The organism is Enterobacter sp. KBR-315C3_2022, assembly GCF_041399425.1.
Classification (GTDB): Bacteria; Pseudomonadota; Gammaproteobacteria; order Enterobacterales; family Enterobacteriaceae; genus Enterobacter.
This window is the reverse complement of record NZ_JBGKEB010000003.1, coordinates 38,419-64,047: the sequence shown is the minus strand read 5'-3', so window position 1 is coordinate 64,047 and position 25,629 is coordinate 38,419. Positions and strand designations below refer to the sequence as shown.

Sequence of the window (25,629 nt, the reverse complement as noted above, 5' to 3'; positions counted from 1 at the left end):
TTACGCTCTATGTGCGGGCAATATTTCTCTTTTCAAGTTACATGACGCGACAGGCAAACCCTTTCAGATACAGCCCTTCCGGGTAGGTAGCGATCACGGGATGGTCGGCCGCCTGACGGAACTGCTCTATAAATTGTACATCACGACCCGCATCTATTGCGGCATCGGCGATGATTTTCTGAAATAAATCGGTGGTCATCAGGCCGGAGCAGGAGAAGGTCAGCAGCACGCCGCCCGGGTTCAGCAGCTGGATAGCCAGCATGTTGATGTCTTTGTAGCCGCGGCAGGCGCCCATCAGCTGGCTTTTGTTCTCGACGAACTTCGGCGGGTCCATCACGATAACGTCAAATTTCTCGCCCTGGTCGCGGTATTTGCGCAGCAGCTTGAACACGTCGTCGCGCACGAACTCGGCCTTGCTCAGGTCCAGCCTGTTCAGCTCAACGTTCTGCTTCGCCACGTCCAGCGCCTCCTGTGACGTATCAACGCTCACCACCTGCGCGCAGCCGCCCATCAGGGCAGAGACCGCAAAACCGCCGGTGTAGGAGAAGCAGTTCAGCACGCGCTTATCGGCCACGTACTGGCGGGTCGCCAGGCGGCTGTCGCGCTGATCGAGGTAGTAACCGGTTTTGTGGCCGCCCTGAATATCCACCAGCAGCTTCATGCCGTGCTCTTCGATAGGCAGCAGGGCAGGCGGCAGTTCGCCCGTAACCGGCCCCTGCGTCAGCTCGAGGCCTTCTTTTTTACGCACGGCCACGTCGCTGCGGTCATAAATGGCGCACTGCGGGAAAACGGACTGCAGGGCGCTAATCAGCGCGGCGCGCTGGTATTCGGCACCCGCGCTCAGCAGCTGCAGCACGAGGAAATCGCCAAAGCGGTCAATCGTCACGCCAGGCATGCCGTCGGATTCACCGGCAATCAGGCGATAGCTGTCCAGCCCGTCGCGCTTTGCCAGCCACTCGCGCCACTGCTGCGCCTGCTGCAGGCGACGGACGAAGAAATCAATATCGATGGTTTCATCTTTGTCGAACGTCCAGACGCGCGCGCGGATCTGGGACGCCGGCGAATAGGCGCCGCGGGCTAACCATTTCCCCTGATGGTCAACGATATCGATGGTTTCACCGAGGCTGGCTTTGCCTTCCATGCGGGCAACCGCGCCGGAGAAGACCCAGGGATGGCGGCGCAACAATGACTTCTCGCGCCCTTTGGCTAACACTAAACGTACGCTCATAATTTGCTATTCTGTCGATTCAAGAAAATGGCCGCCATTTTCCCGAGTTCAGTGGGGAAATGCAACGCGCCTGACGGATAAGGAGAGAGATGATGTCAAAAGTCTGCACAATCGCCTGGGTTCACGGCATGGTTCAGGGCGTCGGGTTTCGCTACAGCACTCAGCGCGAGGCCCTGGAGCTGGGGCTGACGGGTTACGCGCGCAACATGGACGACGGCAGCGTCGAGGTGCTGGCCTGCGGCGACGCGGCGCAGGTGGAAAAGCTGATGGCGTGGCTAAAAGCGGGTGGGCCGCGCAGCGCGCGGGTTGATAAGGTCCTGACCGAACCGCATCAACCCGGCAGAGAATACGTGAACTTTGGTATTCGCTATTAAATGCATTTCACCGGCTTTGGCAGGCCGGCAATTTTGGTCGCCTGCTTGGCCGGGCCTTTCGGGAACAGGCGGTACAGGTAGCGGCTGTTGCCTTTCTCTTCGCCAAAGGTATTCGCCATCGCCTTCACCAGCATGCGAATCGCGGGGGAGGTGTTAAATTCGAGATAAAACGCGCGCACGAAGCGCACCACTTCCCAGTGTTCCGGGGTAAGGACGATGGCCTCTTTTTCGGCAATCACCTCAGCCAGCGCTTCGCTCCACTGGCCGCTGTCCTTCAGATAGCCATCGCTATCGGTTTCGATCTCTTTGCCTTCAAAGCTCAACATAATCATTCACACGTTAGTCAAAAAACCTGCGAAGTGTAGCAAAAGTGCCGCCGTGGAATAAACAGCCGTCTACAGCAGCAGCTGCAGCAGGTTGTTGGCATTGAGCTTTTTCAGCGCGTTGCACTTATGGGTGGAGACCTGCTTCTCCGCCATATTGGTCAGGATCGCGATATGGCGTACGGGTATGCCGCCAATCAGCAGGTCGAGCACGTTGAACTCGGTTCCCGTCAGGCAGCTGTCCAGGCTGCGCGTGCGCCGGGGCTCTTTGACCAGCACGTAGGGCGCGTCCGCGACGGCAATTCTGTCGTCGATGATATAAATCCTCAGCGCCTCAAAGCGCTTGCGCAGGTGCGTCGCCAGCGCCCAGCCCTTTTCGTTGCACACCAAATAGAGCGAACCCTGCCAGCGCGCGGCTTCAAGCCGGAAAAGAATATTTACCAGCGACTGATGGGCGGCCGTAATGGAGAAACGGCAGCGGATCGCCAGCGTGTCGCGCGCCAGCAGCGCAGGATGCCAGCGAATGCCCTGGCTCTCCACCAGGGCCTGCGGGTGGCGGCGCAGGAGGGAAAAGCGCAGTCCTTCGGCATAAAATCGGTTGTTATCAAGAATGGCGTAGCTCACGGTTCCCTCGTCATAGCGTGCTGGGGGTATAGATCACGCGCAGCGTGCCGGTGTAGTCCCCGGCGTTTTTGCTGCTGGCGGCAAAGGCAGGCGTGGTCAGCATGATGGGAGCCGGAATGCACAGCACGGTTTCGCGGCCACCGGGCAGGACGACCTGACGCAGATAATCAGGGTTATAGGTGCCTTGCCAGACGATCGCTTTGCCGTTCGTCACGCTCTCCTTCGCGCCGGTTATCGGGTTAGTCACCGACACGCGGTAGTCAAGGCGATCCCGCTCCTGCGTGGGGCTGCCACCGCGGCGGCGAATGGAAAACGCGCCGTCCGCGCGCCCGGCAGCGTCGGCGCCGTCGTCCTCGAAGCGGATAAACGCGCGCGGGCTGGCGCTGTTATTGCCGTCGTACAGGCACATGTCGAGCGTGCTTTCGCCCTGAATCTCGCTGCCGCCGGGGCGGCCCGGGAAGTTGGTCAGGTTCAGGTTGACGATTGGCGTCGAGTGGGGGAACGCGGGCAGATAGATCTGCTGATTGCCTGAATCCACCACCTCGATGCGAATCGACGCCTGCCAGTTGGCGATGGTCAGATAGCCCGGGCAGCCCACGTTGCCGTCGTTAAAGTTGCCGCCGCAGGCGGCGCTTCCCCATTCGCGCAGGTTTTGCTTCAGCGTGGCGGTCCAGATGCCGGCCTGGTTGAGCTTGTTGAGCTCGCTTTTCACGATGTAGAAATCGAAATACGGCTCGCTGTTCCACGCCGCGATATCTCCCGCGCCGCCGGTCACGTAGCTGGCGAAGGCGTAGGTTTTGCCGTTCATGAACATGTGCTTTTCGCCATACACCTTAACGTCGACCGTTTTTTTGCTGACCGCGTGGGTAAAGCGCAGGTTAATCGGATAGGGCGCTGCCGGGTTGGCCGTAAACCACACCGGCGCCGTCATGCAGGCCCCGAAGGTCGGGTCGGTGCGCGACGGGCAGGTGAGGGTATTTCGCCCCCACTTCTGCGGATCGCTGGCGATAAAGCCGCCCGACTCGTGCAGCCAGATGTCCAGGCGCGCGGGGGAGGCCAGGCGATCGAAGCTCACCCCGACGCTGGTGTTTCTGCCCGCCGGGCTGCCCGCCCTCGCCTGGGCTGCCCATATGCTGAGCAGCAGTAGAATAAAGAGAAATTTTTTCACATCATCTTCCTGTCGTTATTTTTCAGCGTTCATCGCCGTTGGGCTCGCCAGCGGCGCGCGTCCGGCAAGCATCAGCTGCGCCTGCTGCTGCACCGTTTCCGGCAGCGCCGAGAACGTCAGCTCTTCGCAGGTCACCGTCCCGACGTAGCGCACCACGTCGCGCATGCTTTTCACCTTCAGCGCGCAGGAATAAAACTGGTGCTGCTTGACCAGGTAGAGGGCGTGGAGCAGGGCGTCGCTCTGCGCGCTGAAGCCGCCGTTGCCCAAATCGCTCCAGCCGTTGACGTTGAGCGGCACGCCGCCGACGAACGGGGTTTGCTGGCCGTCGGTCAACTGGCCGAGCCAGGTGTAGCGGGTCGTGGTTTGCACATCGCGGCGCAGCATTTTTCCCGGCACCATAAAGACGGTTCGGCTGCCCGACCCCTGGGTGATCTCGCTGCTGGCCCCGTGGGAGACGTCCAGCGATTCGTTCACCGTCAGGGTCGTCTGCTGGTAGCCCGGCAGGGCGAAAAGCGCCCGCGCGTTGGCCGGGACGTCCGCGCTCCCGCCGTTGTCCAGCGACACGGCAACGCGCGAATCCGGCGTCTCTTCCGGCGTGAGAACGTCCACGGCAATCGCGGAAGCAGGACGCCCGTCGCTCCAGCGGCCAAACCACAGGCCGGAGCGCGAGAGGGCAAGGGTGGAGCTGTAGCTGCCGCTGCTGCTCAGCGTATGCTTGCTGTCCTGACGATCCCAGGCGTCGCTGACCGTCAGGCTGCCGTTGCCGTATCGGCCCCCCTGGCGCGTATAGGCTGACGCGTTAACCGAGTCGCTGTTGATGCCCGAGGCGTTAAGGCCGTATTCGTTCTCGCCGCGCGCGTCGGTATACCAGTTGTGCGACGCGCTGTAGCTCATCTGGTCCTTTTGACGCTGCTGGTGCTGCCAGGTGGCGCCCAGCGAGGTATAGCTTGACGCATCGCCCTGGCGGCTGTGCGCCATCGAGACGCTTACGCTGAGATAGGCCCCCTTGTCGCGGCCGTCGCGCGAGTGGTCGTTGCGCATAAACAGGCTGACGCTGCTGTTGACGTTCAGCCCGCGGGTGGTAAAGGCGTTGCTCAGGCCTCCCTGCCACGCCTGCGATCGCGAGCGGGTCATGTAGACGTTGTCCCACGGAAGCCCCTGGTCGTGGCGGTCGTCGCCATCCGGAAGCTCGCGGCGGGAGACGTAGCGCCCCTCGTTGCGGTTGTCCGAGTAGCCCAGGCTTGCATACCAGCTGCCGACGGGGACGGAAAGCATCACCGACAGCGAGCGGTAGCAGCCGTTGATGGCGTCAAAGCCGGTGCTGAGCGAGTCGCAGCTATCCGCGGACAGCGCGTTGCGGTAAACGCTCAGCGAAAAGCCGTCGTTGTAGCTCACCTGCTGGATGTTGCCGCGCTCCCCTTTGCTGCCGTACAGGTAGCTGAAGCGGGTGCTCAGGACGCCGTCAATTGGGCCAGCGTTGAACCCGCGGCTCCAGTCGAGCGCATTTTCCACAAACTGATGGTGTTTCGTGGTCGTGCCGCCGCTGGTCAGCGCCAGCGTCGGGGTAATGGGCAGGCGAACGCCCGCCTGCGCCACGGCGGAGCGGGACGCACTGGGATCGTCGTTGTCCGTTTCCCCCGCCTGCATAAACCACTCCACGCGGTCAAACGGGGTGATGCCGGTGCGGGTAAACGGTATCTGCTCGGTGCGCGTTAGGCGGTTGTTTTCATAGATGGAGAGCGTGACCGTGTAGCTGCCGTCCGGGAAGGCGCGGGTGTCCAGCGTTTGCGCCCCGGCGTTCAGATAGAAGCTGGCCAGCAGCTGGTTGCCGCGCTGCGCGTCGATGCGCGCATCGTGGGAAAGCAGCACGGTAATCGGCGTGCCCTTTGACTGCTGGACCGGATTGATCCACGCGCGGGTCGAGCCCGCGCGCAGGCCGCGAATCTTGCCCAGCGGAAGCTGGCTGAGGTTGATGTTGCCGCCCGCGTTGCTGAACAGATCGCGGGTATCCATTTCGCCCGCCTGAAGGTAGTACTGGCGCAGAATATCCTGGCGAAACCACGCGTTGTTGATGGTGACATCCTGCTGCTGCCGGTGCCGTGAACGCTGCCCCAGCCAGGTCCAGTCGAGGTTGAGATAGCCGTCCTGCGTAACGGCCAGCGCGCCGTTGCCCTGCACGGTGGCAGACTGGTAATCCTCGTCGGCGACGAAGTTGATGTTCTGCTGGTGGATCAGGGCATTTTCCGCGTCGCTCGTCGGCTGATACCACTGGCTCTCCTCGGAGGGCTTAGGCAGGAAGGCTTTGTCAAAGAACAGGTTAATGCGCGCGTTGTTTTCATCGTAAATAATCGCCGCGCTGCGGGTGTCGATGTAGTCGCATCCGCTGGCGGAGCCGTTGCTGCTGCACGCCAGGTTTCCGTTACGCGCGAGCGGGGCGGACAAGGCCGCGCTGAGGGAGGCGATAAGTTTCGGATCGTCGTTAAACCGTCGCTTAACGGCGGCGATCAGCGCGTCAGGCGCGACAAACGTGACCGTTTCAAGATTAATATCGGTTTCAAACAGGCCGAGCGAATCGCCGTAGAGGCTGACTTCGGTCCACAGGCGCTGCGTTTTCGCCAGATCTTCAAAGCCCGAAGGAACAGCCATATCGGCATGAACAAGTGGAGCGGAAGCGGGTAACAATACGGCAAAGAGGAGAGTATTTCTGTGAAAAGCCATGAACGAGCCTCGACGTCATCCTGACATCAGAGGGTGGGCACCCTCTGATGTATTTCCTTTTACGAGCTGTGGGGTTACGCACCGCCTTCCGCAGTGGTCGCCTGAGTCAGCATCAGGCTTACGACGCCGCTGTACTGGCCGGTTTTAACGATGCCTTTCGTGGTCTGAGAGATGGTCAGCGGCAGCACGGCTGAACCGTTTTCGATGCTGCCCGGGAACAGCTCGGTGCCGGTAAATTCAGCATCGGTGGTGTTCAGGGTTTTGTCGCCCAGCTTCACGGTCATCGGGATCGTTTCATTGCCATCGGCGTTGGTCAGTTTTGCCGCGCTGACAAGGCGCACTTTGACGTTGCTGGTCGCGGAGTTAGACCACACCTTGGTGTTGAGGCGGTAGCTTTCCAGACCGCGGCCCGGCAGGTACTGCATATCGATGCTGGCCGGCAGCGGGGTGTTGTCCGCCTGCGTCATGTCGAGCTGTGAATCGACGTTGGCATTTACCGTGATGTCTTTCTGGATAGCCATCGCGCTGAACGCAGTGGACATCGCGGCAACGATCATCAGAGGTTTAATATACTTTTTCATTGATATCTCCATATTTACAGACGAGCTCCATTAGCCCTTTAAACAAACCACGAGGGGTTCTACAGTGACGTCGCGTTATTGCACGACGGGTAAATCTGCTTCCTCAGCCGTTTTATTAATCCAGTTGAAGTAGCGGAATTTGTATTTCTGGCCTTTGGCCCTGGCGAGCGTTTTTAATTGACGCTCCGTATCGGGATAAATCGTCGCGTCTTCCTTAATCCACCTGCAGTTGTCCGCCGCGTCGCACACGCCTATCTCTTTCAGCGGCACGCGCACGGTGCCGTCATTTTTCAGCGTTCCCCGCGCGGGGTTGATGCCCAGCGAGACCACCACCTTTTCCGGCGCGAGGTGTACCAGCGCCCCCCAGATGACGTTCACGCCGAGTTTGGCGCTCGCCGCGCCGCCTGACGACGCAGGAAGAATGCTTCCCGGCTGCTTAACGCCCTCAAAATAGACGCGCCACGTGCTCTCTTTCGCCGGTGCCGTCAGCGACACCAGGCGAACCACCCGTAACGCGCCTGCGGCCAGGGCGAATTTTTCCGGCGTGACGACAACGCCACCTTCTTTCCATGCGGCCACGTCGATCTCTTTCTCCTGCGGCGTACCCGGATTAAGAATTTTCTTTTGCCTCACTCGAATGAACTGAATATCATCACTTTTAGATGCCACTCTTATCTGCGCTGCACCGGAACTTTCCACATTCAGTTCCATGGGATAAACGCTCATATTGGCCATTGTCATTTCCGAGAAAAATGACAGTGAAATTGCGGCTGCGTAAAACGTGTTGGTCATATTCATTAATTTGTTCTGCTTCAAGTATGCCTGCCTGATTGAGGTTCATTCACGGCGGTTGCCCACCCGTGTCCGTCCGCTGTCGTCGTGCTTCAGGGCAGGGAAACTTTAACCAGAACAGCATGTTGTGAATACTTGTATCGTTTAACTTGTGATGTACAGGTTTTTATCCTGCTTTGCCTGGCTTATGGTTATTTAGTTAAAAGAAAATGCCGCGAAAGGGAGCGTTCAGGACGATCCTCCTGATGCGAAAACGGGCGAATAAACGCGCTATTTTCGCCGCCTGCTGTTCTTTTCGGAAACAACGCAGGTGCGCGGTATAACCTGAGAATAAAATATGTTTTTTATATGCAATAATTCGTTGTTATTTGATCCTGAAACACACGTTATTAGTCCTGTGGGCCAACCTGAATCGGCAATTACGCTTTCGGCTCCCGCCGTGCGTCTTTTACAGGAATTTATTCGTAATAAGGGCAAAGACCTCAGCCGGGAGGAATTAATTACCCGCGTCTGGGAGGCGTTTGGCTTTACGCCGTCGGGGAATAATCTGAACAAGGCCGTGAGTGAATTACGCAAAGGCTTTCAGTCGCTGGGCGAGCGTAACGAAATTATCGTGACCGTGCCGCGCTACGGATTCCGCTTTGAGGCGGACGTCAGCTGTCAGCCCCAAAAGCGCTTTTTGCCCGCCGACTCCGCGCCTGAGCCGATCGCTGGCGCAGAGAAACCGCCGGTTAAGCGCTGGCCTGCCCTGGGAAAGAAGCGCGTGGCGCTGGCGGTTATCGCCGCGGCGGCAATGGGGCTTGTCATATACATATACAGCCCCAGGGCCCTCACGGTTCCCGCGATGCTCAAGCCGGTGAAGGAGAAAATCGGCCAGTGCAGCATCTGGCTGATTAACGATCACGGTCGACCGCTGGTACTGTCAAAAATGGAACCGCTGCTGGAGGCCAACAACGTTGCGTGTCATCGCGAGGCGTACAACATCTACTATTTCAGCGCGCGCTTCACCATTGCCGCCGCGGACGAAGTCTTTATCGGCGCCTGCCCGGTTAGCCCAACCAGCTTCTGTAAAACCATTCGTTATAAAAGCGGGGCAGAGCAATGAAAATAACGCTGTTATCCGCGCTGGGCTGTGCGCTGATGGGGGGAGCCGTGGGGCTTGCCATTTGTACCTACCTCTCTCACAGAGGGGATGCGCTTGCCTGCAGCACGGAGTTCAATTTTATTCGCAATCAGGGAAAGGCGAGCGAGGTGAAGGTGAACACGATCGCCCAGTTTTATTTCCACAAGGATGGAACGGGCCTGACGACCTATAAAGGGGCCGCGTCGGCGGAAGGGCGCAATATGATTGTCGACAGAGACATGGATTTTAACTGGCAACGCCGAGACGATGACAACGTTATTGTTCTCACCTACACCAAAACGTGGCGGCGGCATAATGATAATACGCCCGATGCGCAGTGGGGCAGTTTTGCGCGTCCGACGGCACGCTATTATCTGACGCTGTCTGAAATTTCGCCCTCAGTCTGGCTGATTCAGGACCGGCTCTATCCGACCTATATTTGCCGGGGAGAGTAAGGCATAAAAAAAGGAGAATGCCTCAGGCATTCTCCTTTTCTGTTAGGTGTCAGTCGGCTTAATCGCGGCTGGCGAAGCCCAGGATGCTGAGCAGGCTGACGAAGATGTTGTACAGCGACACGTACAGGCTCACGGTGGCGCGGATGTAGTTGGTCTCACCGCCGTGAATGATGTTGCTGGTTTCATACAGGATCGCGCCAGATGAAATCAGAATGAACACCGCGCTGATCGCCAGGTGCAGCGCAGGCAGCTGCAGGAAGATGTTCGCGACCATGCCAATCAGCACCACCACGATACCCGCCATCAGCATACCGCCGAGGAAGGACATATCCTTGCGGGTGGTCAGCACGTAGGCCGAGCAGCAGAAGAACACCAGCGCGGTACCGCCCAGCGCCATGCCGATCACGTCGCCCATTCCGGCAGACAGGTAGGCGTTCAGGATCGGTCCCAGAATGTAGCCCAGGAAGCCGGTAAAGGCGAAGGCGGAGAGGATCCCCACCGGTTTATCGGCGGTTTTGTAGGTCAGGAACATCAGGCCGTACATGCCCACCAGCGTCAGGATCAGCCCCGGAGACGGCAGCATCAGCACGGTGCTGGCCGTTGCGGTGATAGCGGAAAACGCCAGCGTCAGGCTGAGCATGAAATAGGTATTGCGCAGCACCTTGTGGGTGCTGAGTAGCGATGTGCGGTCGCGTGAAGATGTAATTATACGATCCATGAGTCACTCTCTTATGACAGATGTAATTGCTGGCAAGCATAGGAAACGCGGCGTCAGACTCAAAATGGTTTTACCCATCTTTACTCAGTGCATTCGCGCTTTGCGTGGCCGTTTGTCCTGCAAAAATCCCTTTTCGTAGAAGGAATGGCGATTTACCGATTTTATTCAGATCAAGCTCTTATAGGTTACTGAAAAATATTGCGTTATTACAGCCCCGGCGCTAAGAGTTATTTCCGCATCGTCATAAAACAGACAACAAGGCGAAGGAAATGAAACCACAAACACGCAATATCTTTACACTCTCTTTGTTAACCGCCGCGGTGCTTGGCGCGAGCGCCCCGGCGTGGGCGGCTAACGTCCCGTCAGGAACCGCGCTGGCAGAGAAGCAGGAGCTGGTTCGAAACAACGGTAACGAACCCGCGTCGCTTGACCCGCATAAAGTCGAAAGCGACGTCGAATTCAATATTATCAGTGATTTATTCGAAGGGCTGGTCAGCGTCTCTCCGAAAGGTGAGATCCAGCCGCGCCTGGCGGAGAAATGGGAAAACAAAGACAACACCGTCTGGACGTTCCACCTGCGCCCGGACATCACCTGGAGCGACGGCACGGCCATCACCGCGCAGGACGTGGTGTGGAGCTGGCAGCGGCTGGTCGATCCCAAAACGGCGTCCCCTTACGCCAGCTATCCGGGAAGCATGCATATTGTGAATGCCGCCGGGATTGCCGAGGGCAAAACGCCCCCGGACGCGCTCGGCGTGAAGGCGATTGACGACGCCACGCTCGAAGTGACCTTAACCCAGCCGAACGCGGCCTTCCTGGCGATGCTGGCGCACCCGTCGCTGGTGCCGATTGATAAGGTGCTGGTGGGGCGTTACGGCGAGAAGTGGACCAAACCCGAGCACATCGTCACCAGCGGGGCGTACAAGCTCTCTCAGTGGGTGGTCAACGAGCGCATCATCGCCGAGCGCAACCCGCGCTACTGGGATAACGCGCATACCGTTATTAACAAGGTGACCTATCTGCCGATTACCTCGGAAGCCTCGGACGTGAACCGCTACAAGGCGGGCGAAATTGATATCGTCTATACGGTGCCGATCAACCAGTTTGCGCTGCTGAAAAAAACGCTGGGCAGCGAGCTGGACGTGTCGCCGCAGCTCGCGACCTATTACTACCAGTTCAACACCGCCCGTCCGCCGTTTAACGATGCCCGCGTGCGCCTGGCGCTGAACCTGGCGCTGGATAAGGACATCATTGCCGAGAAGGTGCTGGGGCAGGGGCAGCGCCCGGCGTGGCTCATCAGCCAGCCGGACATCGGCGGCGTGACGCTTAAAAATCCTGACTACGCCAGCTGGCCAATGGACAAGCGCATCGCCGAGGCGAAAAAGCTGCTGGCCGAAGCCGGATTCAACGCCGATCATCCTCTTAGCTTTAACCTGCTCTACAACACCTCCGAGTCGCACCAGCGCATCGCCATTGCCGCCAGCTCGATGTGGAAGAAAAATCTTGGCGTGGAGGCGAAGCTGCAGAACCAGGAGTGGAAGACCATGCTCGACACCATGCACACCCACAACTTTGACGCGGTGCGCTACGCGTGGATCGCAGACTACGACGATGCGTCCACCTTCCTGAATAACTTCCGCACCGGCGATAGCCAGAACACCACCCAGTACAGCAATCCTGCGTTTGACCAGGCGATGATCGACGCGGCGAAGGCGAAAACGCCGCAGGAGCGCGGGACGTATTATCAGAAGGCGGAAGATTTACTGAGCCGCGACGTGCCCGCCGTTCCGGTCTATCACTACGTGCGCACGCACCTGGTGAAGCCGTGGGTCGGCGGGTTTACGCCGGACAAGCTCGGGTACTACTACACCAAAGATATGTACATTAAAAAGCACTGAGCGTGAGGGCCGCAGGTTGTGCTGATAAAATGGCCAATATGTTGTCGATTCAACCAATTAAGCGCATTTTGGCTATTTTTAAAGCGAACGATCGCCCGCGCACTTTACAGCTCGCGGTGAGGTGTTTATAGTTCGCCTCACTTAGGAAGCGTGGCCGAGCGGTTGAAGGCACCGGTCTTGAAAACCGGCGACCCGAAAGGGTTCTAGAGTTCGAATCTCTACGCTTCCGCCAAATTCGAAAGCCCTGCGATAGCAATATCGCAGGGCTTTTTGCTTTTATGCGCTCACAAAATGGCCGCTCGCAAGATTCGAAAAATTCCTGCTTTACAAGGCGCTAATAGACGTTTATAGTGCGCCTCACTTTGGAAGCGTGGCCGAGCGGTTGAAGGCACCGGTCTTGAAAACCGGCGACCCGAAAGGGTTCTAGAGTTCGAATCTCTACGCTTCCGCCAAATTTAAAAACCCTGCGATGGCAACATCGCAGGGTTTTTTCGTTTACGCGTCGCACATTGTCCGTTCGAGGATCGCCAGCGCCTGGCTGAACTGCGCGTCCGGGATGGTCAGCGGGTAGAGGAAGCGGATCACGTTGCCGTACTGCCCGCAGGTCAGCAGCAGCAGGCCCTGCTCAAGCGCCTTGTGCTGAATTTTCTGCGCGATGGCGGCAGACGGCTCGCGGGTGGTCGGGTCGAAAAACTCGGCGGCGATCATCGAGCCGACGCCGCGCACCGCGGCAAGAGACGGGCAGCCGCCTTTGATCTCCTCCAGCGTGGCCTTCAGCCGGTCGCCCAGCCGCTGCGCGCGATCGCACAGCCCCTCGCTATCGATAATATTCAGCACCGCGTGCGCGGCGGCGACGGCGAGCGGGTTCCCGGCATAGGTTCCGCCCAAGCCGCCGGGGGCGGGCGCGTCCATAATGTCGGCTTTGCCCACCACGCCGGAGAGCGGCATCCCGCCCGCCAGGCTTTTCGCCATGGTCATAAGATCGGGCCCGTCGGCGTAGTGGTCCATCGCAAACAGCCTGCCGGTGCGGGCAAAGCCGCTCTGGACTTCGTCGGCAATCATCACGATGCCGTGCTCGTCGCAGATGCGGCGAACGGCGGCGACCAGCTCCTTCGGCGCAACGTTAAAGCCGCCTTCGCCCTGAACCGGTTCGAAGATAATTGCCGCCACCTGCTTCGCCTCAATGTCGGCCTTGAACAGCCGCTCAATGGCCGTGACGGCGTCCTGCGTGGTGATGCCGTGCAGCTCTGACGGGTACGGCACGTGGTAAACCGAGCCGGGGAAGGGGCCGAAGCCGAGCTTGTAGGGCGCGACTTTGCCGGTCAGCGCCATGGTCATATAGGTTCGGCCGTGGAAGCCGCCGCCGAAGGCGATCACGCCGGGGCGTCCGGTGTGGGCGCGGGCGATCTTAACGGCGTTTTCGACCGCTTCCGCACCGGTTGTGAAGAAGGCGGTTTTGGCCGGGCCTTTTATCGGCGCCAGCTCGTTAAGCTTCTCGGCCAGCGAGACGTAGCTCTCGTAGGGCACAATCTGATACGCCGTGTGGGTAAACTGCTGGAGCTGTTTCTCTACGGCGGCGATCATCTCCGGATGGCGATGGCCGGTATTCAGCACGGCGATCCCGGCGGCAAAGTCGATATACTCATTGCCCTCCACGTCGGTTAACGTGGCGTTCTGCGCCGACTCGGCAAAGAACTGGCACATCACGCCCACGCCGCGCGGGGTGGCGGAAAGACGACGCTGGTGAAATTCGTTGTTGCTCATGTTCAACACCCTTATTTGAGAAAATTACACGCCAAGACGATCGCGCAGGCTGTAGTACGCCGCGCCCATCGCGGTAAACGGAATGCGCAGGCTGCGCCCGCCCGGGAACGGGTAGTGCGGCAGGGTCGCGAAGGCGTCGAAACGCTCCGCGTCGCCGCGCAGCAGCTCGGATATCAGGCGGCCCGCCAGGTGCGTGCAGGTCACGCCGTGTCCGCTGTAGCCCTGCATGTAGTAGATGTTTTTATCGAGGCGGCCAAACTGCGGCATCCGCGAGAGCGTCAGCAGGAAGTTGCCGGTCCAGCGGTAGTCGATTTTGACGCCCTGCAGCTGCGGGAAGGTTTTCAGCAGCTTAGGCATGACCAGGCGCTCCACGTCGTCCGGATCGCGCGCGCCGTACACCACGCCGCCGCCGTACAGCAGGCGGTTGTCGGCGGTCAGGCGGTAGTAGTCCAGCAGGTAGTTACAGTCTTCCACGCAGTAGTTGTTCGGAATAAGCGAGCGGGCAAGATCCTCGGAAAGCGGCGCGGTGGTGACCACCTGCGTGCCGCAGGGCATGCTGCGCTTCGCCAGCTCGGGCTCGACCTTGTCGCCCAGATAGGCGTTTCCGGCGACGATCACGTAGCGCGCGGTGACCCGGCCCTGCGCGGTGCTCACCACCGCCGGGCTGGTGTGCGCAATGTGGGTTACCGGAGACTGTTCGTAAACGCGGCCGCCGTTCAGGCGAATGGCGTCCGCCTCGCCGATGGCTAAATTCAGCGGATGAATATGTCCGCCGCTGTGGTCGAGCAGCGCACCGGTATAGCGATCGCTGTCGACTTCCCGGCGGATCGCGCTGGCGTCCAGCAGCTCCAGCTGGGTATTGCCGTAGCGTTCCCAGTTCTCCTTCTGCTCTTCCAGCGTCTCCATCTGCTTGCCGTTGAGCGCCACGAACAGGCCGCCGGGGCGATAGTCGCACGCGATCTGGTAGCGTTTAATCCGCTCGCGAATAATGTCGCCGCCCTCAAACATCATGCTGCCGAGCATTCTGGCGGCGTCGGGGCCGTAGGTTTTCTCGATAACGTCGATGTCGCGGCTGTAGGAATTAACCAGCTGGCCGCCGTTGCGCCCGCTGGCACCATAGCCGATGCGCGCGCCTTCCAGCAGCACCACGTCGTAGCCCTGCTCGGCAAGGTGCAGGGCGGAGGAGAGGCCGGTGTACCCGCCGCCGACCACGCACACGTCGCAGCTGATGGATTCGCTCAGCGTCGGGAACGGTTCATATTTGTTGGCGCTGGCGGCGTAATAGCTGGTGGTATGTTCAGTCATGATTAAGCCTCCAGGGCAATCCAGATGGTTTTCAGTTCGGTGAATTTTTCCAGCGCGTGCAGGGATTTATCCCGCCCGTTGCCGCTCTGCTTGTAGCCGCCGAACGGCACGGTCATGTCGCCGTCGTTGTAGTTATTGACGAAGACCGAGCCGGCCTTCAGGCGGCGGCTCATGCGGTGCGCGCGGGAGAGGTCGCGGGTCCACACGGCGGCGCCCAGCCCGTAGCGGCTGTCGTTGGCCAGGCGCAGCGCCTCTTCCTCGGTTTTAAAGCGGGTGACGACCAGCACCGGGCCGAAAATCTCTTCGGTGCAGACGGCGGAGGCCGGATCGGCGTCCACGATAATGGTCGGGCCGACGGCGGCGGGCCACGGATTCTTGCGCCCGTCCAGCAGCAGCGCGCCGGATTTCATTCCCTCGCGAATAAAGGTATGCACCGCGTCGGCGTGGCCGTTATCGATCAGCATGCCCATGGTGGTGTCGGGATCGAGCGGATTGCCCGGCTGCCAGTTCAGCGCCTGCGCCTTAAGGCGGGCAAGAAACTCGTCGGCAATGCTCTCTTCCAGCAGCAGGCGCGTGCCCGCGATGCAGACCTGCCCCTGGTTATAGAAAATGCCCGCCGCGGTGCCGCTGACGGCGGCGTCCAGATCCGGGCAGTCGGCGAAGACGACGTTGGCGCTTTTGCCGCCCGCTTCGAGCCACACGCGCTTCATGTTGCTGTCGCCCGCGTCCTTCATCAGCTGCTTGCCGGTGCGGGTTGAGCCGGTAAAGGTCATGACGTCCACGTCCGGATGCAGCGAAAGCGCCTGGCCCGCCTCGTGGCCAAAGCCGGTGATGACGTTGAGCACGCCGTCCGGCAGCCCGGCCTCTTTCGCCAGCGCGGCGAGCCGGATGGCGGTCAGCGGGGATTTTTCGGAGGGCTTCAGCACTACGCTATTGCCCGCCACCAGCGCCGGGCCAAGCTTCCAGCAGGCCAGCAGCAGGGGGAAGTTCCAGGGAACGATCGCCGCCACCACGCCGATCGGCTCGCGGACGATCATCGCCAGCGCGCTGTTACCGGTCGGCGCGACTTCGCCATACGCTTTATCCGCCGCCTCTGCGTACCAGCGAACGGCGCGCGCCGCGCCGGGCACGTCGTCGCGCAGGCTGTGGCGAATCGGCTTGCCGGTATCCAGCGTTTCCAGCAGCGCCAGCTCTTCAGCGTGCTGCTCCATCAGGTCGGCCAGTTTGTTGAGCACCGCCTTGCGCCGGGCGGGGGAGGCCTGCGACCAGTCGCCGCGCTCGAAAACGCCGCGCGCGGCCTCGACCGCCCGATCCACATCCGCCTTTTTACCGCGCGAGACCTGGGCAAGCGTCCGCTGCGCGCCGGGGTCGATGGTCTCAAACGTCGTATTATCGACGGCCTGGCTATATTCGCCGTTAATAAAGAGGCGCGTCTCGATGTGGATATTTTTTGCTTTATCCTGCCAGTAGGTCAGGTTCTGAAAATTCATATTCTCTCCTTCCTGTCGCAATCAGATAAATAAAGGCGCTCGCCGCATACGGGCAGCAAAAAGGCGCGGGGCGTCCCAGGCGATGTCCTGTGGAATACCGTTAAACACGTTTTAGTAATGGCCCCGACGCGAGAGACGCCGTCGGGGCTGGTCAGAATTTAGAATGTGGTAGGCGTATGGGCACTGATAATTCGGCAAATCCCTGCCGAGGTGTTGCTGAAGCTGTGCGGTATGCCGGTATTGATGGCGTAGCTCTGCCCCGCGACGAGGTGATAATGCTGGCCGTTAATGGTCAACACGATTTCTCCCTCCAGTATGGTGCCGATCTCCTCACCCTGATGTTTGATTCTCTCTCCGGTTGTGGTTCCAGGCTGGTAAGTTTCAAAAATCATCGCCAGCGTACGGTTCGGATTTCCGTTATGAACCAGCTTCATCGAAACGCCCTGACTGCCCATTTCGATAAGATCGTCCTGATTAATAACCACCTGCGGTTCATCAGGCTTTTCGGGTTCAGAAAAGAATTCCGAGAGCGACAGCCCATAAACCTTCAGCAGCTTTTGCAGCGTACTGATGGCAGGACTGACTTTGTCCTGCTCTATGGTGCTGATGGCACTGTGTGTCAATCCAGACAGTTCGGCAGCACGACGCTGTGAGAGACCCAGCCGCTGGCGGATCTCTGACAGACGTTTCCCTGGCGCCAGTCCGTCATCGCTCATAGTTGCATTTCCTTAACTGTAGTGGTCAAAGCCGCTGTTTCTCAGCAATGTGGCTCTGACAGGCGGTGATAAAACCTTCAAACAACATACGCGACAGGGCGTATTCGCTGCTGTTCCATTCGGGATGCCACTGTACGCCGAGCGCAAAAGGATGACCGGTCACGCTGACCGCCTCTACCAGCCCATCCGTTGAGCGTGCCTCCACGCGCAGCCGCGACCCTAGCGTTTTTGCGCCTTGCCCGTGCAGCGAGTTTACCCAAAACGTGTTGCAGCCCGGTATCAACTGAGAAAGCAATCCTCCTTCCTGAACCTGAACTTCATGTGAGGGGGCGTACTGCATCTCAACCGGAAGCTCAGGATCTTCGCGGTGCTCAAGAAGCTCTGGCTCCTCGAAGAGACGACGATACAGAGTCCCGCCGGTGGCGACAACCAGTTCCTGTAGCCCACGGCAGATGGCGAAAATGGGGATGCGCCTTTCAAGCGCGGCGTCGATCAACGCCATGCTCAGAAGATCACGCCCGGGATCGGCGTAAGGCTCATCGCCGTTTTCACCATACAGGTGCGGCTGCACGTTGCTGGGGCTGCCCGGCAGGTAAATGCCGTCCAGTTTTGAGAGAAGGTGTTCAGGCAGTTCCGGCTCGGCCAGCGCGTGCGGCAGGGCAATCGGCAGGCCGCCCGCGTGGATAATCGCATTCAGGTACTTTTCTTGCAGGGTCTGGGTCTCAAGACCCTTAAGCCTGTTTCTACACATCACGACGCCAATAACTGGCTTGTACATTATATTTTCCATGATCGCCCTCACAAAGTGGACTAAATTTAGGCCGGTTTTGCCGTTTAAACGGCCATTTCGTTCAATATTTTCTCAATCTAGCAGTGAGATCTGCCCTTTGCAAACTTAATTTAACATTTGACAAACAATTTGTTTGCATACAGATTCGATAGTATGGACATTATATTTGACAGTCGACGTCCGCGAACGCAAACCCAAAACGGTGGTAAATCATGGAAACCAATATCGTAGAAGTTGAGAACTTTGTTCAGCAGTCGGAAGAGAGGCGGGGCAGCGCATTTAGCCAGGAGGTGAAGCGCTATCTTGAGCAGTACCCGAATACGCAGTTTATCGACGTTTTGCTTACCGATCTTAACGGCTGCTTCCGCGGGAAGCGCATCCCGGTGGCGGGGTTAGCCAAGCTGGAGAAGGGCTGTTACTTCCCGGCGTCGGTGTTTGCGATGGATATTCTCGGCAACGTTGTAGAAGAGGCCGGTCTGGGGCAAGAGCTGGGCGAGCCGGACTGCACCTGCGTGCCGGTGCTGGGCACCCTGACGCCTTCCGCCGCTGACCCCGAGTACATTGGTCAGGTCCAGCTGACGATGATGGATGAAGATGGCGCTCCCTTTGACGCTGAGCCACGGAACGTACTGAACCGCCTCTGGCAGCAGCTGCGCCAGCGCGGGCTGTTCCCGGTGGTAGCGGTAGAGCTGGAGTTCTATTTACTTGACCGTCAGCGCGATGCCGAAGGCTACCTGCAGCCGCCGTGCGCGCCGGGCACCGACGTGCGCAACACCCAGAGCCAGGTCTACTCCGTGGATAACCTCAACCATTTTGCCGACGTGCTGAACGACATCGACGAGCTGGCGCAGCTGCAGCTGATCCCGGCGGACGGCGCGGTGGCGGAAGCGTCGCCGGGCCAGTTTGAAATCAACCTTCACCATACCGAAAACGTGCTCGACGCCTGCGACGACGCGCTGGCGTTAAAACGCCTCGTGCGTCTGATGGCGGAAAAACATAAGATGCACGCCACCTTTATGGCTAAACCCTATGAAGAGCACGCGGGAAGCGGGATGCATATCCACATCAGCATGCAAAACGCCAAGGGCGAAAACGTGCTGGCGGATAAGGACGGCGAGGATTCCGCGCTGCTCAAGCGCGTGCTGGCGGGGATGATCGATCTGATGCCCGCGTCGATGGCGCTGCTGGCGCCGAACGTCAACTCGTACCGCCGCTTCCAGCCGGGCATGTACGTGCCGACGCAGGCGTCGTGGGGGCACAACAACCGCACCGTCGCCCTGCGCATTCCGTGCGGCGACCGCCATAACCACCGCGTGGAGTATCGCGTAGCGGGCGCGGACGCCAACCCATACCTGGTGATGGCGGCGATTTTTGCCGGCATTCTGCACGGCCTGGACAACGATTTACCGCTCCAGGAAGAGGTGGAAGGCAACGGGCTTGAGCAGGACGGCCTGCCGTTCCCGATTCGCCAGAGCGACGCGCTGTGGGAATTTATGCAAAACGACGACCTGCGCGAGCGTCTGGGCGAACGTTTTTGCCATATTTACCACGCCTGTAAAAACGATGAATTACTGCAGTTTGAGCGTCTTATCACAGAAACCGAAATTGAGTGGATGTTGAAAAACGCCTGATGACGGCCCCCGCAAGGGGCCAGCTTTACCCCTCTAATCAGTAGCATCATACGGCCTGCGCGGAGCCTGGCCGATAACCTGCTGGAAACCCAGCCATTTCCCGGGTGTCGCGTTATGGAGCGCAGGCGGCAACGGGGCTTCAGTTAACGACACTGTGTGTGACGAGGAAATGAAATGATGCAGATGTTTAAATATCCGCAAGGAGAGGGGGGCCTGTGCGCCCGCCGTCATGAATGCGAGCCGGAACCGGCCCGCGGCGCTTCTCACCTTCACGTTCTAGCTTCACCTCCCTTGCTCTACGGGATTGTCAAAAGGCGTATGCCCCGACAGCTCTCGGTAAGCACGGGAGGGCGGGTCTATGGCGACTAATACCTCTCTTAACGTTCCGGCCGCCGCGGAAAAACCCCGGCTGCGTAAATCGCTCAAGCTCTGGCAGGTGGTGATGATGGGCCTGGCCTATCTCACGCCGATGACGGTGTTTGACACCTTCGGGATCGTCTCCGGCATCAGCAACGGCCACGTCCCGGCCTCCTATCTGCTGGCGCTGGCGGGCGTGCTGTTCACCGCCATCAGCTACGGCAAGCTGGTGCGCCAGTTCCCGGAAGCGGGATCGGCCTATACCTACGCGCAAAAATCGATTGGCCCCCACGTCGGCTTTATGGTCGGCTGGTCGTCGCTGCTGGACTACCTCTTTTTACCGATGATTAACGTCCTGCTGGCGAAAATCTACCTTGCCGCCATGTTCCCGGACGTGCCGCAGTGGATCTGGGTAGTGACCTTCGTGACCATCCTGACGCTGGCGAACCTCAAGAGCGTGAGCCTGGTGGCGAACTTCAATACCCTGTTCGTGCTGGTGCAGGTGTCGATCATGGTGGTGTTCGTGGTGCTGGTGGTGCAGGGGCTGCACAAGGGCGAGGGGGTGGGCACCGTCTGGTCGCTGCAGCCGTTTATCAGCCAGAACGCGCACTTGATTCCGATTATTACCGGGGCGACCATCGTCTGCTTCTCGTTCCTCGGCTTTGACGCGGTGACCACGCTCTCCGAGGAGACGCCGAACGCCGGGAAGGTTATCCCGAAAGCGATTTTCCTTACCGCGCTGTACGGCGGGCTGATCTTCATCGTTGCGTCGTTCTTTATGCAGCTGTTTTTCCCGGACATCAGCCGCTTTAAGAACCCGGACGCGGCGCTGCCGGAAATTGCGCTGTACGTCGGCGGCAAGCTGTTCCAGTCCATTTTCCTCTGCACCACCTTTGTGAATACGCTGGCGTCGGGGCTGGCCTCGCACGCCAGCGTGTCGCGGCTGCTGTACGTGATGGGGCGCGACAACGTCTTCCCGGAGCGGGTGTTTGGCTATGTTCATCCGAAGTGGCGCACGCCCGCGCTGAACGTGATCATGGTTGGCGTGGTTGCGCTGTCGGCGCTGTTCTTCGACCTGGTGACCGCGACGGCGCTGATCAACTTCGGCGCGCTGGTGGCCTTTACCTTCGTGAACCTGTCGGTGTTTAACCACTTCTGGCGCCGCAAGGGCTATAACAAAACGTGGAAAGACCGCTTTCACTACCTGCTGCTGCCGATGATCGGCGCGGTGACGGTCGGCGTGCTGTGGATTAACCTGGAGGCCACCTCGCTGACGCTCGGCCTGGTGTGGGCCTCACTCGGGGTGCTTTATCTTACCTACCTGACCCGCCGCTTCCGCAGGCCGCCGCCGCAGTTCGCCGCGGGTAAAACCGAGCAGGCCTGGGAATCCTAGCCCGCAACGACGCGAGCCTCCCGCGCTTTGAGAGGCTCGCGTCACGCTTACGACAGCCCCAGCGTGTACTGGGCAATTTTGAAGTAGATGATCAGCCCCGTACCGTCGATAAGGGTGGCGATAAACGGCGCGGACACCACCGCCGGGTCGATGCCGCAGCGCTTAAGCACCATCGGAATGATCGACGACACAATCGCGCTCCACAGGGTGATACAGATCAGCGTCAGGCTGACGATAAGCGTGATCTCCAGCCCAATCCCCATCATCCAGGCGCGGAAACAGCCCGCCAGGCCCAGCGTCACCGCAATCATAAACGAGGTCGTCATCTCCTTGCGCAGCACGCGGCCCACGTCCTTTAGCCCCACCTCGCCCAGCGCCATGGCGCGCACCAGCGTCGAGGTGATCTGCGTGCCGCTGTTCCCGCCTGTGCCGATCAGCAGCGGGATAAAGAACGCCAGCGCGATGGCGGACTCCAGCGCCTCTTCAAAGTGCTGAATGACCGAGCTGGTGTACGCTTCCGCGACGAACAGCAGCAGCAGCCAGACGGAGCGCTTTTTCCACAGGCTGACCGGGCTGGTTTCCAGATAGGGCTTTTCCAGCGGCAGCGTCGCCCCCTGAAGCTGGGCATCTTCCGTCACGTCATCTTCCAGCAGGTGGGCGATTTCGCGCTCGGTCAGGCAGCCGACCAGCTTGCCGTGCGTGACCACCGGCACCACGTCCGCCTCGCCGTGGGCCAGCAGCCTGGCCACGTCGGCGCGCTTATCTTCCGGCTTGACCTGAATAAAATGGGAAATCATCAGCGCCTTTACGGGCTGCACCGCATCCGCTGCCTGCAGCAGTTTACGCACGGCAATCATGCCCGCCAGACGGCCGCTGTCCTCGATGAAAATATGCGAAGGAATATCGTCGCTTTTTAATTTTTCAAAAAACTGCTCGCGCGCCAGCGCCACGCAAAGTGAAATATCAATAACGATAAAATCGGTATCCATATATTGCGCGATCGCGCTGTCGATGAATGCCGGATTCTGATTGTGAATAGCGAAAGACATAGTAAATTCCCTTTGAATAATAAAATCTCTCAGGGGCGAGCAAGACAGGGCATATCGTAGAGGAGATCCCCACGTCCTGGGTTCAGCACTGTACACCGTATCCTTGAATAAGGAAGTTATACTGACAAAGCCTTGATTCGACAGTGCCTGTTTTACCCTGTGCCGGTTCTCTCGAACCCACCAGAGCGATAACGTGTATTTGTACAGGAGCCTCGCCATAACGAGATCGTAATAATGCGTAAGGAATAATACGCATTTTTTTACCGCGTGCCGCGCAATTTTAATGACGTTTAAGAAACGTTTAAAAGAATATATTTTATGCGTTTATTGACGAACGGTTTAATAAAGACTCTGGAAAATTACGGGTTATTTCGCTATTCGTTATCCGGCACGCGCTGGCGAATTTCCTCGGGATAATGCTGGGCAAAAGAGGCGTGCAGATAACGTCTCATGCGGCACGCCTCAGGCCCGGCGTGGAAACGTCCTGTCGAATGCGATACAGTCCGTTCAGGGTAATAGTTTACCTTCAAACTCTGATTTTGAGATCACGAGGAGCCAGCGTAATGCCCCTATCCGACGCCGGGCCGAAGCCGGATTTAACCATCGGCTTTCTGCTGATGCCCCAGTTCACCCTCGCTTCCGTCGCCGGGCTGGTGGAGTCTTTGCGCTTTGCGGCGGACGAATCCTTCTCCAGCCGCCAGATATTCTGCCGCTGGGAGTGGATGACCTGCGATAACCAGCCGGTCACGGCCAGCTGCGGCCTGCCGGTTTCCCCGACGGCGACGCTCGATTTCACTAAGCAGTGGGATTACTTTGTGGTGGCGGGCGGTCTGCTCGAAGAGACGCGCCATCCGCCGCGCTGGCTGCTGCAGGCGCTGCGCGACCTGCACGCGAGAAATATCCCGATTATCACCCTGTGCAGCGGGGCCTTTGTGGCCGGTAACGCCGGCCTGCTGGACGGGCGTCACTGCGCGATCCACTTCACCACCCGGGACGAGTTTCGGATGCGATTTCCGAAGGCGATCCCGGTCATCGATAAAACCTACATTAAAGACGGCGGGATTATCTCCTGTCCCGGCGGCACGGCGATCGATCTTGCCGCCGACCTGATCCGCCAGCACTGCGGGCTGGTTCGCTCCCAGAAGGTGCTGAAATATCTGCTGGTGGACGATGCCCCCCAGCCCGCCAGAAGGGCGAAGCAAAAAGTCCCGCTCAACGCCCCGGACGTGTATGAAAACGAGCTGGTAAGCAGGGTGATTGGCTTTATGAAGCACCACCTCGATTCACCGATCCCGCTGAGCGAGGTGGCGGAATTTGCGGGCGTCACCTTCCGCCAGCTGAACCTGATCTTTACCCAGTGTACCGGCCATTCCGCGGCCGTGTATTGGCGCACCCTGCGTCTTGAACAGGCGCGCAAGCTGATGGCGGACTCCAGCAACAGCATCACGGCCATCGCCGCCGCCACCGGCTTTTCGGACGCCTCGCATCTGATTGCGTGGTTTCGCAAGCAGTACGGCGAAACGCCCAGCTCGTTTCGCAAGCGGCGCAGGGAGGTCGAGAAGCTGGTGAGGGAATAAGGCCAGGCGCGGTGCGGCCTGGCATAACGCGCTAGAAGCTCTGCCGTTTCGGCATCCCCGCCTGCATCGACACCCCGTCGCGCGCGGGCGTCTCCTCAAGCGATGAGGCCTCTTCCAGGCTGCGTGCCGTGGTTTCTGGCGCGAGGAACCACGACACCACCAGGCCAAAGAAGGTGATGGCCGCCGCAATATACATCGTCGGGCCGATGCCCAGGCTTTGCAGCGATACCGGCACCAGCCAGGTGCCCACGGCTGCGCCAATGCGCGACAGCGAGGTGCCAACGCCGACCGCCCCCGCGCGGATCTCGGTGGGGAAAATCTCGTTCGGGTAGACCAGCTGCAGCACCTGCGCGCCGCCGATGAACAGGGCGTACAGGCCAAACATCAGCAGGATCAGCGCGGAGGGGCCGTCGCGCAGCAGCCCTAACAGCAGCAGCGCCAGGCCTGACCACAGGAAGCTGTGCAGCAGCAGCCTGCGGCGGCCGAGAACGTTGACCAGGCGAGTGGCGATAACGCAGCCGACGACAAACAGCAGCGTAATGGCAACCGAGCCGTAGGATGCCCAGCCGCCGGTGAGGTGCAGCGCGTCCAGCACCTTCGGCGCAAAGGCGTACACGGCGAAAACCGGGATGACGGAGCAGGTCCAGAAGACGGTAACGAACGCCATCCGCTTGCCGTAGCCGGAATGCAGCAGGCTGGCAAAGGAGAGGTTTTTGCTCTCGGCCTGCGCGGGCAGGTTATCCAGACCAAAGCCGGGGCCGTAGACGCGGCGAATTATCGCTTCGGCCTCCGCGTGACGGCCTTTGCTCATCAGCCAGCGAGGCGATTCCGGGGTTCCCAGACGCACCAGAAACAGCAGGACGCCAATAACGGCGGTGCTGGCCAGCGTCAGACGCCAGGCGTCAGGCCCGCCAAACCGGAGGATCGCTTCGCCCGTCAGATAGGCGGTTGCCGCCCCCGCGAACCACAGAATGGTCAGGGTGGCGAGGCAGGGACCGCGGTTTTTCTTTGGCAGAAACTCCACCAGGAAGGCGGTCGCTACCGGGTATTCAATCCCCACGGCCACGCCGTTCATAAAGCGCAGGGCAAAGAGCATTTCGCCGCTCTGCACCCAGTACTGCGCCACGGAGCAGACCACAAACAGCGTCGGGCCCACGAAATAGAGCACGCGACGGCCGAGGCGGTCGGTTAGCGCGCCGCCGATAAAGCCGCCGAAGAAAATGCCGATCAGCGCCGAGGCGGCGATCAGCCCCTCCCAGAAGGCGCTCAGGCCCAGCGCGGGAGAGACTTTCATCATCGCAATGCCGATGATGCTCAGCACGTAGCCATCAACAAAGGAGCCCCCGCCCGAGCGCACGGTCAATAGCCGGTGGAAGCGGTTAAGGGGGACATCTTCTACAGAAATCGTTTTTGACATGGTAACTCCTGTCTTTCCCCGACGTCGTTGAATATACGCTTATTACTATCCTTAAAAGCGATGAAGGCTTATAACAGGCGCACGCATCCGGAGCCGTTATTCAAACGATCGGGGTATAAATGTAGGTCAGGTAAAATA

General features: G+C 59.5%; 22 protein-coding genes, 2 tRNA genes and 1 riboswitch. Of the genes, 9 read left to right on the top strand and 15 right to left on the bottom strand.

Features of this window, described 5'->3' with window-relative positions; genetic code table 11:
• Positions 1-37: 37 nt before the first annotated feature.
• Positions 38-1,228 carry a 23S rRNA (cytosine(1962)-C(5))-methyltransferase RlmI gene (gene rlmI / locus AB8804_RS04825; protein ID WP_112009250.1) on the bottom strand — a complete coding sequence of 397 codons (1,191 nt, stop codon included), beginning with the start codon at positions 1,226-1,228 and terminating at the stop codon, positions 38-40.
• A 92-nt stretch (positions 1,229-1,320) separates the two neighbouring features.
• Between rlmI and yccX the strand changes: the two genes are divergently transcribed.
• A complete protein-coding gene (yccX, locus tag AB8804_RS04820) occupies positions 1,321-1,602 on the top strand; it encodes an acylphosphatase (RefSeq protein ID WP_371184093.1) in 282 nt (93 codons plus the stop codon).
• On the opposite strand, the gene tusE is transcribed toward yccX, so the two are convergent.
• From tusE to AB8804_RS04790, 6 genes are all read right to left on the bottom strand, one after another.
• Complete coding sequence (gene tusE / locus AB8804_RS04815) at positions 1,599-1,928, bottom strand: sulfurtransferase TusE (RefSeq protein WP_371183633.1); 330 nt, start codon at positions 1,926-1,928, stop codon at positions 1,599-1,601. The two genes, yccX and tusE, sit on opposite strands and share 4 nt — an antisense overlap.
• Before the next feature lie 69 nt (positions 1,929-1,997).
• Entirely contained in the window at positions 1,998-2,549 is a 552-nt protein-coding gene (locus AB8804_RS04810) for a LuxR C-terminal-related transcriptional regulator (RefSeq protein WP_371183631.1), read from the bottom strand.
• A 10-nt stretch (positions 2,550-2,559) separates the two neighbouring features.
• Entirely contained in the window at positions 2,560-3,717 is a 1,158-nt protein-coding gene (locus AB8804_RS04805; RefSeq protein WP_371183629.1) for a CfaE/CblD family pilus tip adhesin, read from the bottom strand.
• A 15-nt stretch (positions 3,718-3,732) separates the two neighbouring features.
• Positions 3,733-6,435, bottom strand: coding sequence for a TcfC E-set like domain-containing protein (locus AB8804_RS04800; RefSeq protein WP_371183627.1), 2,703 nt, complete (start codon positions 6,433-6,435; stop codon positions 3,733-3,735).
• A gap of 74 nt (positions 6,436-6,509) precedes the next feature.
• Complete coding sequence (locus AB8804_RS04795) at positions 6,510-7,016, bottom strand: CS1 type fimbrial major subunit (protein ID WP_371183625.1); 507 nt, start codon at positions 7,014-7,016, stop codon at positions 6,510-6,512.
• 75 nt (positions 7,017-7,091) lie between these two features.
• On the bottom strand, positions 7,092-7,685 hold the full coding sequence (locus AB8804_RS04790) for a fimbrial protein (protein ID WP_371183622.1): 594 nt from the start codon (positions 7,683-7,685) through the stop codon (positions 7,092-7,094).
• A 460-nt stretch (positions 7,686-8,145) separates the two neighbouring features.
• On the opposite strand from AB8804_RS04790, the gene AB8804_RS04785 reads away from it, so the two are divergent.
• Entirely contained in the window at positions 8,146-8,913 is a 768-nt protein-coding gene (locus AB8804_RS04785) for a transcriptional regulator (protein WP_371183620.1), read from the top strand.
• On the top strand, positions 8,910-9,386 hold the full coding sequence (locus AB8804_RS04780) for a hypothetical protein (protein WP_371183618.1): 477 nt from the start codon (positions 8,910-8,912) through the stop codon (positions 9,384-9,386). Before AB8804_RS04785 ends, AB8804_RS04780 begins: the two co-directional genes overlap by 4 nt.
• A gap of 58 nt (positions 9,387-9,444) precedes the next feature.
• Here AB8804_RS04780 and yccA read toward each other — a convergent pair whose 3' ends face one another.
• On the bottom strand, positions 9,445-10,104 hold the full coding sequence (gene yccA / locus AB8804_RS04775; RefSeq protein WP_112009258.1) for an FtsH protease modulator YccA: 660 nt from the start codon (positions 10,102-10,104) through the stop codon (positions 9,445-9,447).
• Between the two features lie 269 nt (positions 10,105-10,373).
• Between yccA and AB8804_RS04770 the strand changes: the two genes are divergently transcribed.
• The 3 genes from AB8804_RS04770 to AB8804_RS04760 all read left to right on the top strand — a co-directional run bounded on the left by AB8804_RS04770 (position 10,374) and on the right by AB8804_RS04760 (position 12,454).
• Complete coding sequence (locus AB8804_RS04770) at positions 10,374-12,002, top strand: ABC transporter substrate-binding protein (protein WP_371183616.1); 1,629 nt, start codon at positions 10,374-10,376, stop codon at positions 12,000-12,002.
• Between the two features lie 144 nt (positions 12,003-12,146).
• A tRNA-Ser gene (locus tag AB8804_RS04765) sits at positions 12,147-12,234 on the top strand.
• A 132-nt stretch (positions 12,235-12,366) separates the two neighbouring features.
• Positions 12,367-12,454, top strand: a tRNA-Ser gene (locus AB8804_RS04760).
• Between the two features lie 43 nt (positions 12,455-12,497).
• On the opposite strand, the gene puuE is transcribed toward AB8804_RS04760, so the two are convergent.
• The 5 genes from puuE to puuD form a co-directional block, all read right to left on the bottom strand.
• Positions 12,498-13,766: a 4-aminobutyrate transaminase gene (gene puuE / locus AB8804_RS04755; protein ID WP_371183614.1), complete on the bottom strand. Its 1,269-nt coding sequence runs from the start codon at positions 13,764-13,766 to the stop codon at positions 12,498-12,500.
• Positions 13,767-13,790: 24 nt separating this feature from the next.
• Positions 13,791-15,071, bottom strand: a complete 1,281-nt coding sequence (locus tag AB8804_RS04750; protein WP_371183613.1) for an NAD(P)/FAD-dependent oxidoreductase — start codon at positions 15,069-15,071, stop codon at positions 13,791-13,793.
• A 2-nt stretch (positions 15,072-15,073) separates the two neighbouring features.
• The gene (gene puuC / locus AB8804_RS04745; protein ID WP_371183611.1) at positions 15,074-16,561 is read right to left on the bottom strand and encodes an aldehyde dehydrogenase PuuC; all 1,488 of its coding nucleotides are present in this window, start codon (positions 16,559-16,561) and stop codon (positions 15,074-15,076) included.
• A gap of 158 nt (positions 16,562-16,719) precedes the next feature.
• Positions 16,720-17,277 carry an HTH-type transcriptional regulator PuuR gene (gene puuR / locus AB8804_RS04740; RefSeq protein ID WP_112009263.1) on the bottom strand — a complete coding sequence of 186 codons (558 nt, stop codon included), beginning with the start codon at positions 17,275-17,277 and terminating at the stop codon, positions 16,720-16,722.
• A 25-nt stretch (positions 17,278-17,302) separates the two neighbouring features.
• Positions 17,303-18,055, bottom strand: a complete 753-nt coding sequence (gene puuD / locus AB8804_RS04735) for a gamma-glutamyl-gamma-aminobutyrate hydrolase (RefSeq protein WP_371183610.1) — start codon at positions 18,053-18,055, stop codon at positions 17,303-17,305.
• A 224-nt stretch (positions 18,056-18,279) separates the two neighbouring features.
• Between puuD and AB8804_RS04730 the strand changes: the two genes are divergently transcribed.
• Both AB8804_RS04730 and AB8804_RS04725 read left to right on the top strand, forming a co-directional pair.
• Entirely contained in the window at positions 18,280-19,698 is a 1,419-nt protein-coding gene (locus AB8804_RS04730; RefSeq protein WP_371183607.1) for a glutamine synthetase family protein, read from the top strand.
• Between the two features lie 358 nt (positions 19,699-20,056).
• Entirely contained in the window at positions 20,057-21,448 is a 1,392-nt protein-coding gene (locus AB8804_RS04725; RefSeq protein WP_371183605.1) for an APC family permease, read from the top strand.
• A 47-nt stretch (positions 21,449-21,495) separates the two neighbouring features.
• Here AB8804_RS04725 and AB8804_RS04720 read toward each other — a convergent pair whose 3' ends face one another.
• Complete coding sequence (locus AB8804_RS04720) at positions 21,496-22,497, bottom strand: magnesium transporter (protein ID WP_371183603.1); 1,002 nt, start codon at positions 22,495-22,497, stop codon at positions 21,496-21,498.
• 60 nt (positions 22,498-22,557) lie between these two features.
• A riboswitch (M-box (ykoK) riboswitch) is annotated at positions 22,558-22,729 on the bottom strand.
• A gap of 331 nt (positions 22,730-23,060) precedes the next feature.
• On the opposite strand from AB8804_RS04720, the gene AB8804_RS04715 reads away from it, so the two are divergent.
• On the top strand, positions 23,061-24,074 hold the full coding sequence (locus AB8804_RS04715) for a GlxA family transcriptional regulator (RefSeq protein WP_371183601.1): 1,014 nt from the start codon (positions 23,061-23,063) through the stop codon (positions 24,072-24,074).
• 31 nt (positions 24,075-24,105) lie between these two features.
• Here AB8804_RS04715 and AB8804_RS04710 read toward each other — a convergent pair whose 3' ends face one another.
• Complete coding sequence (locus AB8804_RS04710) at positions 24,106-25,491, bottom strand: MFS transporter (RefSeq protein WP_371183599.1); 1,386 nt, start codon at positions 25,489-25,491, stop codon at positions 24,106-24,108.
• Positions 25,492-25,629 lie beyond the last annotated feature (138 nt).

Excerpts from the sequence above, each read along its gene's own strand:
- AB8804_RS04725 (WP_371183605.1), top strand. The coding sequence starts at position 20,057 with ATGGCGACTAATACCTCTCTTAACGTTCCGGCCGCCGCGGAAAAACCC.
- puuE (WP_371183614.1), bottom strand. The coding sequence starts at position 13,766 with ATGAGCAACAACGAATTTCACCAGCGTCGTCTTTCCGCCACCCCGCGC.
- puuD (WP_371183610.1), bottom strand. The coding sequence starts at position 18,055 with ATGTACAAGCCAGTTATTGGCGTCGTGATGTGTAGAAACAGGCTTAAG.
- AB8804_RS04715 (WP_371183601.1), top strand. The coding sequence starts at position 23,061 with ATGCCCCTATCCGACGCCGGGCCGAAGCCGGATTTAACCATCGGCTTT.
- AB8804_RS04780 (WP_371183618.1), top strand. The coding sequence starts at position 8,910 with ATGAAAATAACGCTGTTATCCGCGCTGGGCTGTGCGCTGATGGGGGGA.
- puuC (WP_371183611.1), bottom strand. The coding sequence starts at position 16,561 with ATGAATTTTCAGAACCTGACCTACTGGCAGGATAAAGCAAAAAATATC.
- yccA (WP_112009258.1), bottom strand. The coding sequence starts at position 10,104 with ATGGATCGTATAATTACATCTTCACGCGACCGCACATCGCTACTCAGC.
- AB8804_RS04730 (WP_371183607.1), top strand. The coding sequence starts at position 18,280 with ATGGAAACCAATATCGTAGAAGTTGAGAACTTTGTTCAGCAGTCGGAA.
- AB8804_RS04770 (WP_371183616.1), top strand. The coding sequence starts at position 10,374 with ATGAAACCACAAACACGCAATATCTTTACACTCTCTTTGTTAACCGCC.
- rlmI (WP_112009250.1), bottom strand. The coding sequence starts at position 1,228 with ATGAGCGTACGTTTAGTGTTAGCCAAAGGGCGCGAGAAGTCATTGTTG.
- tusE (WP_371183633.1), bottom strand. The coding sequence starts at position 1,928 with ATGTTGAGCTTTGAAGGCAAAGAGATCGAAACCGATAGCGATGGCTAT.
- AB8804_RS04720 (WP_371183603.1), bottom strand. The coding sequence starts at position 22,497 with ATGTCTTTCGCTATTCACAATCAGAATCCGGCATTCATCGACAGCGCG.
- puuR (WP_112009263.1), bottom strand. The coding sequence starts at position 17,277 with ATGAGCGATGACGGACTGGCGCCAGGGAAACGTCTGTCAGAGATCCGC.
- AB8804_RS04785 (WP_371183620.1), top strand. The coding sequence starts at position 8,146 with ATGTTTTTTATATGCAATAATTCGTTGTTATTTGATCCTGAAACACAC.
- AB8804_RS04800 (WP_371183627.1), bottom strand. The coding sequence starts at position 6,435 with ATGGCTTTTCACAGAAATACTCTCCTCTTTGCCGTATTGTTACCCGCT.
- yccX (WP_371184093.1), top strand. The coding sequence starts at position 1,321 with ATGTCAAAAGTCTGCACAATCGCCTGGGTTCACGGCATGGTTCAGGGC.
- AB8804_RS04750 (WP_371183613.1), bottom strand. The coding sequence starts at position 15,071 with ATGACTGAACATACCACCAGCTATTACGCCGCCAGCGCCAACAAATAT.
- AB8804_RS04710 (WP_371183599.1), bottom strand. The coding sequence starts at position 25,491 with ATGTCAAAAACGATTTCTGTAGAAGATGTCCCCCTTAACCGCTTCCAC.
- AB8804_RS04795 (WP_371183625.1), bottom strand. The coding sequence starts at position 7,016 with ATGAAAAAGTATATTAAACCTCTGATGATCGTTGCCGCGATGTCCACT.